Annotated in this window: 10 protein-coding genes; 3 read left to right on the top strand and 7 right to left on the bottom strand. The window is 71.4% G+C overall.

Annotated elements, in window-relative coordinates:
* Position 1: 1 nt before the first annotated feature.
* Positions 2 to 517, top strand: coding sequence for a hypothetical protein (locus C1729_RS03145; RefSeq protein WP_102508572.1), 516 nt, complete (start codon positions 2 to 4; stop codon positions 515 to 517).
* A gap of 171 nt (positions 518 to 688) precedes the next feature.
* Here the strand turns inward: C1729_RS03145 and aspS are convergent, their stop codons facing one another.
* The 3 genes from aspS to C1729_RS03130 form a co-directional block, all read right to left on the bottom strand.
* Positions 689 to 2,494, bottom strand: a complete 1,806-nt coding sequence (gene aspS / locus C1729_RS03140) for an aspartate--tRNA ligase (protein WP_102508570.1) — start codon at positions 2,492 to 2,494, stop codon at positions 689 to 691.
* Positions 2,495 to 2,652: 158 nt separating this feature from the next.
* Positions 2,653 to 4,044, bottom strand: a complete 1,392-nt coding sequence (hisS, locus tag C1729_RS03135) for a histidine--tRNA ligase (RefSeq protein ID WP_102508569.1) — start codon at positions 4,042 to 4,044, stop codon at positions 2,653 to 2,655.
* Between the two features lie 11 nt (positions 4,045 to 4,055).
* A complete protein-coding gene (locus C1729_RS03130; protein ID WP_242493694.1) occupies positions 4,056 to 4,850 on the bottom strand; it encodes an MBL fold metallo-hydrolase in 795 nt (264 codons plus the stop codon).
* Between the two features lie 687 nt (positions 4,851 to 5,537).
* Between C1729_RS03130 and C1729_RS03120 the strand changes: the two genes are divergently transcribed.
* The gene (locus C1729_RS03120; RefSeq protein WP_422917652.1) at positions 5,538 to 6,680 is read left to right on the top strand and encodes a DUF349 domain-containing protein; all 1,143 of its coding nucleotides are present in this window, start codon (positions 5,538 to 5,540) and stop codon (positions 6,678 to 6,680) included.
* Positions 6,681 to 6,744: 64 nt separating this feature from the next.
* Positions 6,745 to 7,386 carry a hypothetical protein gene (locus C1729_RS03115; protein WP_102508565.1) on the top strand — a complete coding sequence of 214 codons (642 nt, stop codon included), beginning with the start codon at positions 6,745 to 6,747 and terminating at the stop codon, positions 7,384 to 7,386.
* Here C1729_RS03115 and C1729_RS03110 read toward each other — a convergent pair.
* The 4 genes from C1729_RS03110 to secD all read right to left on the bottom strand — a co-directional run bounded on the left by C1729_RS03110 (position 7,355) and on the right by secD (position 13,525).
* Positions 7,355 to 9,670, bottom strand: a complete 2,316-nt coding sequence (locus tag C1729_RS03110) for a RelA/SpoT family protein (protein ID WP_102508563.1) — start codon at positions 9,668 to 9,670, stop codon at positions 7,355 to 7,357. The genes C1729_RS03115 and C1729_RS03110 overlap by 32 nt on opposite strands.
* Before the next feature lie 167 nt (positions 9,671 to 9,837).
* On the bottom strand, positions 9,838 to 10,383 hold the full coding sequence (locus C1729_RS03105) for an adenine phosphoribosyltransferase (RefSeq protein ID WP_102508561.1): 546 nt from the start codon (positions 10,381 to 10,383) through the stop codon (positions 9,838 to 9,840).
* Positions 10,380 to 11,459, bottom strand: a complete 1,080-nt coding sequence (gene secF / locus C1729_RS03100; RefSeq protein ID WP_102508559.1) for a protein translocase subunit SecF — start codon at positions 11,457 to 11,459, stop codon at positions 10,380 to 10,382. The genes C1729_RS03105 and secF overlap by 4 nt, the downstream gene beginning before the upstream one ends.
* Entirely contained in the window at positions 11,459 to 13,525 is a 2,067-nt protein-coding gene (gene secD / locus C1729_RS03095) for a protein translocase subunit SecD (RefSeq protein WP_242493693.1), read from the bottom strand. Before secD ends, secF begins: the two co-directional genes overlap by 1 nt.
* Positions 13,526 to 13,553: the final 28 nt, after the last annotated feature.

The following is a 13,553-nucleotide window of genomic DNA, read 5'->3' as shown; positions in this document are numbered from 1 at the left end:
GATGCGGTACGGCGCCGACGACACGCTCGGGGCCGGGCGGACCTGGGTCGAGCAGGCGCGGGCCGACGACGAGCGGGTCGCACGCGAGCGGTCCGCACGCGACGCGGCGGAGCGCGCTGCGGCGAGGGCGCTCGTCGAGCAGCGCAACGCCCTGCTCGAGGCCGCCTACGAGCGTGACGCCGCGACGCACCGCCGTCACAGGCGTTGGCTCGTCGTCCCGACCGCCGCCCTCGTGGCTTACGAGGTGCTGTGGTGGGGGTTCGCCCTGCGGGCGCGGGGCCGGGCGTTCGGGGTGCGTGATCCCGGGCTGCGGCTCGAGGAGATCCGCGCGTGGACGGTCGTCGCGGGGCAGCACTGGGTCGTCTCGGTCGTCGCGCTCGTCGTCCTCGGGCTCGTGTGGTGGCGACACGCCCGCCGGCGTCCCCATGCGCCCTTCTTCGAGCTCCTGCCCGACGACGAGGCGCGTCGTCACCCTGCGTTCACGCAGGGTGCACAGGTCCCGCGCCGCATCGTCTGACGCCGCACCCCGGCGGCGCCCAACTCCAACGACGATCGCCCCGGACGACGTCCGTGATCGACACCGGACCGGTCGCCGCGGACACGACGACGCCATGGTGCGCACGTCATGTGCGCACCATGGCGTCCGTCGCGAGGGTCTGACAGGCCCGCGCTGCGGGCCTGTCAGCTGTCAGGCCCCGGTGGGAGCGTCGGCCGGGGCAGCCTCCGCCTTCGGGGCGGCGGGCTTCGCGTCGACGCCCGCCTCCTTGCGCTGCTGCGCCGTGATCGGCGCGGGAGCCTGCGTGAGCGGGTCGTAGCCGCCACCCGACTTCGGGAACGCGATGACGTCGCGGATCGACTCCGAGCCCGTGAGGAGCATGAGGATACGGTCCCAGCCGAACGCGATGCCGCCGTGCGGCGGGGCGCCGAACTTGAACGCGTCGAGGAGGAAGCCGAACTTCTCCTGCGCCTCGGCCTCGCCGATGCCCATCATGCGGAAGACCCGCTCCTGCACGTCACGGCGGTGGATACGGATCGATCCGCCGCCGATCTCGTTGCCGTTGCAAACGATGTCGTACGCGTACGCGAGTGCCTCGCCCGGGTTCTCCTCGAACGTGTCGATCCACTCCGGAGTCGGCGACGTGAAGGCGTGGTGGACGGCCGTCCACGCACCCTCACCGACCGCGACGTCGTCGTCCTCGCCCGTGGGCTTGAACAGCGGCGCGTCGACGACCCACACGAACGCCCACGCCGACTCGTCGATGAGCCCGGCCTTGCGGCCGACCTCGAGACGCGCGGCACCGAGGAGCGCGCGCGAGTCGCTCGCGCGACCCGCGGCGAAGAACACCGCGTCGCCCGGCTCCGCACCGGTCGCCGCCGCGAGCCCGGAACGCTCAGCGTCGGAGAGGTTCTTCGCGACGGGCCCGCCGAGCTCGCCGTCCTCGCCGAACGTCACGTACGCGAGGCCCCGGGCGCCGCGCTGCTTGGCCCACTCCTGCCACGCGTCGAAGCCACGACGCGGCGTGGCCGCTCCACCCGGGAACCGGATCGCACCGACGTACGGGGCCTGGAAGACGCGGAACGTCGTGTCGGCGAAGTACGCCGTGAGGTCGACGAGTTCGAGCCCGAAGCGGAGGTCGGGCTTGTCCGAGCCGTAGCGCTCCATGGCGTCCTTGAACGTCATGCGCGGGATGGGCAGCGAGATCTCGTGGCCGCCGAGGCGCCAGAGTTCGACGAGGATCTCCTCGGCGACCTCGATGACGTCGTCCTGCTCGACGAAGCTCATCTCGACGTCGAGCTGCGTGAACTCCGGCTGCCGGTCGGCGCGGAAGTCCTCGTCGCGGTAGCAGCGCGCAATCTGGTAGTAGCGCTCCATGCCGGCGACCATGAGCAGCTGCTTGAAGAGCTGCGGCGACTGCGGAAGCGCGTACCAGGAGCCCGGCGCGAGGCGTGCGGGCACGAGGAAGTCGCGCGCACCCTCGGGCGTCGAACGGGTGAGCGTCGGCGTCTCGATCTCGACGAACTCGTGGCGGTCGAGCACGCGGCGCGCCGCCGCGTTCGCCTTCGCGCGCATGCGCAGGGCGGCGGCCGGCGCGGGACGACGCAGGTCGAGGTAGCGGTGGCGCAGGCGTGCCTCCTCACCGATCTGCTCGGTGCCGTCGAGCGCGGTCGAGACCTGGAACGGCAGCGGCGCCGACTCGTTGAGGACGACGACCGTCTCGGCGACGACCTCGATCGCACCGGTCGAGAGGTTCGTGTTCTCGTTGCCGTCGGGGCGAGCGTTGACTGTGCCCGTCACCTGGAGGACGAACTCGGCGCGCAGCGGGTGCGCGACGGCCTCGTCACGGATGACGACCTGGGCGATGCCCGAGGCGTCACGCAGGTCGATGAAGGCGACGCCACCGTGGTCGCGGCGTCGGTCGACCCAGCCCGTGAGGGTGACGGTCTGACCTGCGTGCTCGGCCCTGAGGGAGCCGGCGGGGTGTGTGCGGAGCACTGGGATCTTCCTTCCGGGAAGTCTGGGGGCGGTCCGCCGAGACGGGGCGGCGCCGGAGGAGAGCGAGCCGCGGGCGGCACGCACGTCGGTCCATCCTAGGACGCGACAGGCGCGGACCCCAGCCGTTTCCTCGGCCGGGGCCCGCGGATGAGCCTGGATCAGGCGGTGGCCGCCCGGACGGTCGGGCGGGCGTCGGCCGCGGGCGGGGCCCACGACGACGCGTCCGCGTCGACCTGCTCGCCCGAGCGGATGTCCTTGACCTGATGCCCCTGCGCGGGCACGACGGAGCCGTCCGCGCGCGTGTGCTCGGGCGTCGGCGGGAACCAGACGAACGGGATCGAGCGACGGTCGGCGTAACGGATCTGCTTGCCGAACTTCGCGGCGCTCGGCGCGACCTCGCACGCGATGCCGCGGGCCCGCAGCGCGGCGGCAACGTCGTCGGAGACTGACCGCTCGGCCTCGTCGTTCACCGCGACGAGCACAGCGCTCGGCACGCCGCGGGACGCGACGACGAGCCCGTCGGACAGGAGACGCGACACGAGACGTGAGACGCCGATCGAGAGCCCGACACCGGGGAACGTGCGCTTGCCGTCCGAGGCGAGCGTGTCGTAGCGACCGCCCGAGCAGATCGAGCCGAGACTCTCGTGCCCGACGAGCAGCGTCTCGTAGACGGAGCCCGTGTAGTAGTCGAGGCCGCGAGCGATCTTCATGTCCGCGACGACGACCCCCGGGGCGCGCACTGCAGCGGCCGCGACGAGCGCACCGAGCTCGGTGAGCCCCTCCTCGAGGAGCTCGGTCACCGCGCCGTGCTGCTCGGCGAGAGCGCGCACGCGATCGACGACCGTCGCGTCGGATCCGCTGATGGCGGCGAGCTCGAGGCACGCGGCGGCCTGCGCCGCGCTCGCGCCAGCCTCCGCGGCGAGCAGCTCCGCGACGGCGTCGGGCCCGATCTTGTCGAGCTTGTCGATCGACCGCAGGACAGCCTCGACGTCATCGAGCCCGAGCCCGCGGTAGAAGCCCTCGGCGACCTTGCGGTTATTGACGAGGATGCGCACCTCGGGCACGCCGATGTCGCGCAGCCTGCCGAGGGCGTCGGCCATGACGAGCGGCAGCTCGACCTCGTAGTGGTAGGGCAGCTCGCCGTCGCCCACGACGTCGACGTCAGCCTGGAGGAACTCCCGGAACCGGCCGTCCTGGGGACGCTCGCCGCGCCACACCTTCTGCATCTGGTAGCGCTTGAACGGGAACGCGAGGTGGCCCGCGTTCTCGAGGACCCAGCGCGCGAACGGCACCGTGAGGTCGAAGTGCAGGCCGAGCTGCTTGTCCGGCTCAGCCCCCTCCTCCTCCTGGAGGCGACGCAGCACGTAGACCTCCTTGGAGGTCTCACCCTTGCGGAGCAGCTGGTCGAGCGGCTCGACCGCCCGCGTCTCGATGCCCGCGAAGCCGTGGAGCTCGAAGGTCTCGCGCAGGACGTCGAGGACGTGCTGCTCGACGACACGCCCGTCAGGGCGCCACTCAGGAAATCCGGACAGGGGGGTGGGGCGTGCCATGGTCCCCGATCCTACCGGCGGGCGAGGTACGGGTTCGACGCCATTTCGTGCCCGACGGTCGTCGCCGGGCCGTGCCCCGGCAGGACGAGCGCATCGCCCGGGAGCGTCGCGACGACATCGCGCAGCGTGCGCGCCATGACGGCACCGTCCCCGCCGGGCAGGTCCGTGCGCCCGACGCTCCCCGCGAAGAGGACGTCACCCGTCAGCACCGTCGACGTCACGACGGTGCGAGGCCGGCCAGGGCGTGGCAGCTCCGAGGAGTCGTCCGGCACAGCCGAGACGACGTAGAGCGTCGACCCCTCCGTGTGCCCGGGTGCGTGCACGGCCTCGACCGTGACGCCGGGCCCGAGCGTGTCCTCGCCGAGCAGGCCGCCCGCACCGACGAGAAGTGTGCGCTCCCCCGCGAACGTCATGACACGCTCCGGGACGCGCGTGTCGTCGACGTGCACCCCCTGCTGCGCGACCGCCTGGACGAGCGGCCCCCGCGCACCCCACGGGTCGAGCGTCCCGAAAGGGTCCGCGAGGCGGTGCGCGTCGGCCTCGTGGAGGACGAACGGGATCCCGGCGTCGTCGGTGACGAGCGGCCCGTCCCACACGTGGTCGAGGTGCCCGTGCGTCGCGAGCACGGCCACCGGGACGAGGTCGTGCTCGACGAGGTGCGCGTGCAGCGCGGGCGCGACCCCGCCGCCCGCGTCGACGACGAGGCACGGGCCCGAGCCCGTGGCCGACAGGACGTGGCACGACGCACCGAGAACCGGCGCGACGAGCGTCGTGAGGCGGAACATGGACGCGTCGGCGGAGGGCATGCCCCCAGGCTAGCGGCGCGTTCCCCGTCCGCCCTGCGCGGACAGGGTGTTCTCGCGCGCACGAGCGCGCGTCAAAGTGCCTAGACTGGCCACGGCCGTGTTCGTCACCGAACCGGTGCCCACCGGTCCCCGCGCGGGGACAGTCGCTGATGTCACCCGGTCGCACCGGCCGGTACGCGTCACAACCCGAGGAGTGATGCCCTGTGTCCGAGACCACCCCCACCGCCGACGAGCCGATCGTCGAGACCGCCGAGGGCACCGCTCCCGAGTCTGCTGAAGCCGAGACCGCCGCCGAGGTCCCCGCCGACGACGCCGCGACGTCCACGCCCGGAGTCGCCGTGACCGAGGCGCCCGAGACCGACGCGCACCGCCTCGCGGACCCTTTCGGGACGCTCGACCCGTGGGGTGCGCGGGGGCCGCTCGTCCAGGCGGTCGCGCAGCAGGGGGTGCACGTCGACGACACGCGCNCCCGTCCCGCGGCCCACGCCCCGTCCCGCCCCGAGCCCTCTCGCGATCGCCCAGGCGCGCCCCGCGGAGGCCGCGCCTGTCGCAGCTCCCGACGACGCCGCCGAGGCACTCGCCGCGGCCGCGTTCGGCCGCGTCGACGAGGACGGCACCGTCTACGTCCGCGAGGGCGAGACCGAGCGTGCCGTCGGCCAGTTCCCCGGCGTGAGCGCCGAAGAGGCCATGGCTCTCTACGTGCGTCGCTTCCTCGAGATCCAGTCGAAGGTCACGCTCTTCGAGACCCGGCTCGGTTCCGCCGACCTCGCGGTCAAGGAGATCGACCAGACGATCGCACGCCTCACGGAGGACCTCGCAGAGCCCTCCGCGGTGGGCGACCTCGCCGGCCTGCGTGCGCGCCTCGACGGGCTCCGCGAGCGTGCCGCCCAGCGCCGCTCCGAGCTCGACGCTGAGCGCACCGCCGCCCGCGCCGCGGCCGTCGAGCGTCGCACCGCAATCGTCGAGGCCGCCGAGGAAATCGCAGGCACCGACCCGTCGCGGATCCAGTGGCGCCCGTCGGGCGACCGGCTCCGCCAGCTCCTCGACGACTGGAAGGACGCGCAGCGCAACGGCCCGCGCATCGACCGGCCGACGGAGGAGGCGCTCTGGAAGCGGTTCAGCCACGCACGGACCACGTTCGACCGCGAGCGTCGCCACTTCTTCGCGGAGCTCGAGACCCGCAACTCCGCCGCGAAGTCCGCCAAGGAAGCCCTCGTCGCCGAGGCCGAGGCACTCTCGACGTCGACCGAGTGGGGTGCCACCGCGGGCGCGTACCGCATCCTCATGGACCGCTGGAAGGCCGCAGGCCGCGCCAACCGCAAGGACGACGACGCGCTCTGGGCACGCTTCCGTGCCGCCCAGGACCGCTTTTTCGCGGCCCGTGACGCGGACAACGCCGCGACCGACGCCGAGTTCGAGGCGAACCTCGCGGTCAAGGAGGACCTGCTCACCGAGGCTGAGGCACTCGTCCCCGTGACGGACCTCTCCCGCGCCAAGGCCGCGCTGCGCGACATCCAGGAGCGGTGGGAGGCGGCCGGCAAGGTCCCGCGCAACGCCATGGGGCGCGTCGAGGCACGTATGCGTGCCGTCGAGACCGCGGTCCGCGACGCAGAGCAGGCACAGTGGGTCCGCACCAACCCTGAGACGCGTGCGCGCGCCGAGGGCGCGGCCGCTCAGCTCGAGGCGTCGATCGCCCAGCTCGAGGCTGAGCTCGAGACTGCCCGCCCGAAGGGCGACGAGCGCAAGGTGCGCTCGCTCGAGGAGGCCGTGACGGCCAAGCGCGCGTGGCTCGAGCAGATCGTCCGCGCTGCGGAGGACGCGCGCGGCTGACGCTCCGTCCACAGGACGACGGCCCCGGTGGAGATCCACCGGGGCCGTCGCGCATCCTGGGGGTGTGCTCCTCCGTCACGCCCTCACCCGCCCCGAGCCGGGCCTCCCCCGAACCCTGCGACCTGCGACGGTCGGCGGCGAGGTCGCGTACTCGGCGCTCCGCGCGGCGGGGCACCTCATCGAGCTGACGCCCGGGGTCGCCGTCCTCGCAGGAACGGCGGTCACCCGAACCGACCGCCTCGCGGCCCTCGGGCCGCGCATCCCCCCGCGCACCGTCGTCGGAAGGCTCAGCGCCGTCTGGGTCCACACCGGTCACGGTGTCCCTGGCGAGCTGAGCGTCCTCTACGCACCTGGCACGCACCGGCCACCCGGGCGGCCCGACCTGCGCACGCACCAGGCGACGCTCGCCCCGGCTGACGTCGAAGGCCTGCCGGGACTCCACGTCACCTCGCCGCTGCGCACCGCGGTCGACGTCGCGCGTCACGTGCCCCGCGACATTGCGCTCGCGGCTCTCACGCACCTCTGGAGCGCCGGTCTCGCCACGCCGGCCCAGACCGCCGCGCGGCTGCGGGAGCACCGAGCGAGCCCGTGCACGTCCGAGGCGCTCGACATCGTCGCCGAGCTCGCGGCACGTGTCGGAGCCGGTCCTGGTCCCGCCCCGCGCCCGGTCGCCGTCAGCGTGTCGGCGCGGCCCTCGACCCGGTGACGCGGTACACGTCGAAGACCCCCTCAACCTTCCGCACCGCCTTGAGAACGGTCGCGAGGTGCGCGGGCTCCGCCATCTCGAAGACGAAGCGCGACGTCGCAACCCGGTCCGACGACGTCGAGACCGACGCCGAGAGGATGTTGACGTGGTTGTCCGAGAGCACCCGCGTGATGTCCGAGAGCAGGCGTGCCCTGTCGAGCGCCTCGACCTGGATCTGCACGAGGAACAGCGTGCTCGCGCCCGAGCTCCACGCGACGTCGACGAAGCGCTCCGGCTGGTCCCGCAGCGCCTCGACGTTGACGCAGTCCGCACGGTGCACCGAGACACCCTGCCCGCGCGTGATGAAGCCGACGATCTCATCGCCCGGAACGGGGGTGCAGCATTTCGCGAGCTTCACCCAGATGTCCTCGACGCCCTTGACGACAACGCCCGGATCACCCTGGCGCGACCTGCGACGCGTCGCCCCGGGGAGCGCGACCTCCGCAAGATCCTCCTGCGCGCCCTCCTCTCCGCCGAACGCCTGCGCGAGACGGGTGACGACGGTCTGGGCGGACACCTGCGCCTCGCCGACGGCCGCGTACAGAGCCGAGACGTCCGCGTAACGCATGTCCGAGGCGAGCCCCGCAAGAGCCTCGTGGCTGAGGAGCCGCTGGATCGGCAAGTTCTGCTTGCGCATCGCCTTCGCGATCGCTTCCTTGCCGTGCTCGACCGCCTCCTCGCGGCGCCCCTTGGAGAACCACTGCCGGATCTTGTTCCGCGCGCGCGGACTCTTGACGAACGCGAGCCAGTCCTGGCTCGGCCCCGCGGTCTCGGACTTTGAGGTGAGAACGTCGACGACGTCGCCGTTCTCGAGCGGCGAGTCGAGCGACACGAGCCGGCCGTTGACGCGCGCACCCATGGTGCGGTGCCCGACCTCCGTGTGCACGGCGTACGCGAAGTCGACGGGGGTCGACCCCGCCGGGAGCGCCATGACCTCGCCCTTGGGCGTGAAAACGTAGACCTCTTGGCCAGCCATCTCGAAGCGCAGCGAATCGAGGAACTCCGTCGGGTCCGCGGTCTCCCGCTGCCAGTCGACGAGCTGGCGCAGCCACTGCATGTCGCCCGCGCCCGCATCCGGGCCGGCGGTGCCCGCCTTCGCGGCCTCCTTGTACTTCCAGTGGGCCGCGACGCCGTACTCCGCACGTCGGTGCATCTCGAACGTGCGGATCTGAATCTCGACAGGCTTGCCGCCGGGCCCGATGACCGTCGTGTGCAGCGACTGGTACATGTTGAACTTCGGCATCGCGATGTAGTCCTTGAACCGGCCCGGGACCGGGTTCCACCGCGCGTGCAGCGCACCGAGCGCCGCGTAGCAGTCACGCACCGTGTCGACGAGGACACGCGTGCCGACGAGGTCGTAGATGTCCTCGAAGTCGTGACCGCGGACGATCATCTTCTGGTACACCGAGTAGTAGTGCTTGGGCCGGCCCGTCACCGTCGCCTTGATCTTCGCGGACCGCAGGTCGGCGACGATCTGCTCCCGGACGACCGCGAGGTACTCCTCGCGCGCTGGAGCACGCTCAGCGACGAGACGCACGATCTCCTCGTAGACCTTCGGGTAGAGCGTCTGGAACGAGAGGTCCTCGAGCTCCCACTTAATCGTGTTCATGCCGAGCCTGTGCGCGAGCGGTGCGTAGATCTCGAGCGTCTCGCGGGCCTTGCGGGCCGCCGACTCCGCCGGCACGAACTTCCACGTCCGCGCGTTGTGGAGCCGGTCCGCGAGCTTGATGACGAGCACGCGGATGTCGCGCGACATCGCGACGACCATCTTGCGCACGGTCTCCGCCTGCGCCGCATCGCCGAACTTCACCTTGTCGAGCTTGGTGACGCCGTCGACGAGCATGGCGATCTCCTCGCCGTACTCGCGCGTCAGCTGATCGAGCGAGTAGTCCGTGTCCTCGACGGTGTCGTGGAGCAGCGCCGCGGCGATCGTTGGCTCCGTCATACCGAGCTCGGCGAGGATCGTCGCGACGGCGACGGGGTGCGTGATGTATGGGTCGCCCGAGCGTCGCTTCTGGCCCCGGTGGGCCTTCTCCGCCGTGACGTACGCGCGCTCGATGAGCGAGAGGTCAGCCTTGGGATGGTTGGTGCGCACGGCCTGCAGCACAGGCTCGATCGCAGGCGACACGCCCGCGCGCGGCGTGAACCAGCGCATGAGCGACGACGAGCGCGCCGGGGTCTGGGGCGTGGGTGCGGCGGCCGTCGGCCGCTGGGCAGGGGTCGGCACCTTCGTGTCGTCGGCCATGTGCCCCTCCCGTCCGTCCCGTCCCCGGGACGCCAGTGCCCGGGCTACGTGCCCCGGGCGACGTCGAACGATGCGCAGGTGGACAGTCTACGGCGCGCAGCAGGTGGTCCTGCGCGCACGACGGCGGCGTCATCCCTCGAGGGATGACGCCGCCGTCGTGGAACGCGTCAGACGATGAGGGATCGCACCGCACGCCCGGCGAGCCGCTCCCGGCCTCCGAGGCCGGGAATCTCGAAGAGGAATGCGAGCCCGACGACGGTTCCCCCCGCACGTTCGACGAGGTCTGCACCCGCCGATGCGGTGCCCCCGGTCGCGAGGATGTCGTCGAGGACGAGGACGCGCGCGCCCGCGGGGATCGTCCCGTCCCGCAGCTCGAGCGTCGCGGTGCCGTACTCGAGCTCGTAGGTCGCGGCGAGCACCGGCGGCGGGAGCTTGCCCGCCTTGCGCACGGGGATGAACCCCGTGCCGAGGTGCGTCGCGAGGGGCGCTCCGAAGAGGAAGCCGCGCGCCTCCATGCCGGCGACGAGGTCGAACTCACCGAGCTCGCTCGCGAGGTCCGCCATCGCGCGCGTCGCCGCCGCGAGGCCCTCGCCCGAGGCGAGGACCCCGGCGACGTCCCGGAAGAGGACGCCGGGCTGCGGGAAGTCAGGAACCTCCCGCAGCAGGCTCTCGACGATCTCGACGTCCGCCGACCGGTGGTGCGGTGCGGTCACTTCTTGCGCCGCCTCGGCTGTGCCGCGTGCCCCTGGTGCTGCCCGGGGAGCAGCTTGCCCGTCACGGCGTACGCCGTGGCCGGCTCGCCTGCCTCGGCGCCCGCGCGCAGCGCGAGGACCTTCTCGGTGTGCGCCTTGATCGCGGGCTCACGGTCGCGCAGGGCGACCTCGATGGGCGTCGCGAGGAAGATCGACGAGTAGGTGCCCGCCGCCATGCCGACGAACAGCGCGAGGGCGATGTCGCGCAGTGTGCCGGCTCCGAGGACGAAGGCGCCGATGAAGAGGATCGAGGACACGGGCAGGAGCGCAACGACGGACGTGTTGATCGACCGGACGAGCGTCTGGTTGATCGCGAGGTTCGCCTGCTCCTCGTACGTCGAGCGCTTCTGCGCGAGAATGCCGTCGGTGTTCTCCCGCACCTTGTCGAAGACGACGACCGTGTCGTAGATCGAGTACCCGAGGATCGTGAGGAAGCCGATCATCGTCGCCGGGGTGACCTCCCAGCCGACGAGCGCGTAGACGCCGAGTGTGAGGATGAGGTCGTGGAAGAGCGCGAGGATCGCACCCGCCGCCATTCGCCAGTTGCGGAAGTACGCCGTCATGACGAGCGTGACGAGCAGGACGAAGACGATGAGGCCCTGGATCGTCTTCGACGAGACGTCCTTGCCCCACGTCGCGCCGATCGTCGTCACGGTGACGGCGTCGGCTCCGACGCCGTACGCCTCGGCAAGACCGGTCTTGACCTCGTCGATCTGGGCCTGCTCGAGCGGGACCGTCTGCACGCGCACGGCGGAGGATCCGAGCGACGAGACTCGCGGGATCTCAGTGACCCCGGTCTTCTCGACGACCTCGGTCGCGATGCTCTGCGAGGTGTCGGAGACTCCTGACACCGTGAACTCCGAGCCACCCGTGAACTCGATGCCGAAGTTGAACCCTCGGATACCGAGCACGAGCGCGCAGAGCGCGACGATGACAAGCGACACGGCAAAGAAGCCCTTGCGCCGGCCGACGATGTTGTACGAGCGACGGCCCGTGTGGAGGTCGTTGCCCCACTGGGAGAACCCGCGGCGTGCCATCAGTGCTTCTCCTCGTCCTCGCCGGCGACCTCGGTGGTCGCGGCCTCGGGTACGTCGTCCTGGGTGTCGGGTGCCTCGTCCGTGCCGGTCGTCGGCTCGGGCTGCGACGGCTTCTCCTCGCGGAGCGCGGGCGCTCGGCGCTCAGCGATCGTCAGCGGGCGGTCCTCGACGTCGGTCGCCGACGAACCCGCGAAGCCGCCGAGCGTGTCGCTGCCGGACTCCTTCTTCCGGACGGTCGCCTGCGGCGCACGGACGCGTCCGCGGCCCTGGTAGACCGCGGCACGTCCGCCGAGCTGGCGCGGGTCGAGGCCCGAGGCCGGGTGGCCTCCGCCGAAGAAGCGGGTCCGCGCGAGCAGCTCCATGAGCGGGTGCGTGAAGAAGAACACGACGATGACGTCGATGACGGTCGTGAGACCGAGCGTGTAGGCGAAACCTCGCACCCCGCCGACCGCGAGGAAGAACAGCACGATCGCCGCGAGGAGGTTGACGGCGTCGGACGCAAGGATCGTGCGGCGTGCGCGGTCCCAACCCTTTTCGACCGAGCCGACGAGGGCGCGACCGTCGCGCAGCTCGTCACGGATGCGCTCGAAGTAGACGATGAACGAGTCTGCGGTGATGCCGATCGCGACGATGAGGCCCGTGACGCCCGCGAGCGAGAGCCGGTAGCCCTGCAGCCACGAGAGGTACGTGATCGCGAGGTACGTGATGATCGTCGCCATGACGAGCGAGGCGACCGTGACGAAGCCGAGCACCCTGTACTGCACGAGCGAGTAGAGGACGACGAGAATGAGGCCGATGAGCCCCGCGAGCAGACCCTTCTGGAGCTGCTCGGACCCGAGCGTCGCCGAGATCTCCATCTCGCTCTGCACCTTGAAGTCGAGCGGAAGCGACCCGAAGTTCAGCTGGTTGGCGAGCGTCGCCGCGCTCTGACGCGTGAAGCTACCGGAGATCTCCGCGCGGCCGTCCGGGATCGCCTCGGTCACCTGAGGCGCCGAGATGACGAGCCCGTCGAGAACCATCGCGAAGAGGTTGGGGGCGACGTCTGCGCCCGCGCTTCCCTGTGCGTACTGCTCGGCGAGGCGCTTCGTGGTCTGGTAGAACGCCTCCTTGCCCTCGTTCGTGAACTCGATGTTGACGACCGACTCGTTGGTCGTCGCGTTGTTGACGACGCGGAGACCCGACTGGGCGTTCTTGATCTGCGTCCCCGGGATCTCGACAGGGCCGAGGATGTACTTGTAGAGGCCGTCGTCCGAGCACGTGATGAGGACGGCGTTGGGGTCGCCCGAGTCGCCGCCCGTGAGCTTGGAGTCGTCGCACACGAGCGCGTCGAACTCCTTCTTCACGGCGTCGGTGATCTGCGCGAGGTCGGACGGGTTGGACGCGTCAGGCTTCGGCTGCGTCGTCGCCGTGCTCGTCGGCTCGTCGGTCGCCTTGTCCGTGGCGGTCGCCGTCGCAGTAGCCGTCGTGGTCGCGCTGTCCGTCGACTCCTTCGACTCACCGCCCGTCGAGCCCGTGGTCGCGCCGTCCGTGGCCTCGTCCGTCGACGCGTCGGTCGCCTCGTCCGTCGACTCGTCGGTGGCCTCGTCCGTCGACGCGTCGGTGGCCTCATCCGTCGACTCGTCGGTCGCCTCGTCCGTGGCCGACGGCGTCGGCGTGGGCTCGGCAGCGAAGCCGTACTCCTGGACGAGCACCGGACGGAAGTTCATCTGTGCGGACCGGCGCACGAGGTCAAGGGTCGCCTGGTCGGGCGTGCCGGGAAGGGCGACGACGATGTTCTGACCGCCCTGGCTCGAGATCTCCGCCTCCGCGACGCCCGAGGCGTCGACACGCTGGCGGATGACATTGATCGCCTGGCGGAGGTCCTCCTCGGTGATCGCCGAGCCGTCGGTCGCGACGGGAGTGAGGATGATCTGGGTCCCGCCCTCGAGGTCGAGCGCCAGGTTCGGGGTCCAGTCCGCGTCCCCCCACTTCACGCCGGCAGCGAGGCCGCCGACCGCGAGTGCGATGAGGATCGCGAGGCTGATGAGCGTCCGCAGGGGACGCGTCTTCTTCGTACTGCTCGCCACCAGAGTGATCTCTTCCCGTGTGCGGACC

The organism is Sanguibacter massiliensis (assembly GCF_900240335.1).
Taxonomy (GTDB): domain Bacteria; phylum Actinomycetota; class Actinomycetes; order Actinomycetales; family Cellulomonadaceae; genus Flavimobilis; species Flavimobilis massiliensis.
Note: the sequence above shows the minus strand (reverse complement) of the source record. Positions and strands in the feature narration are given on the sequence as shown.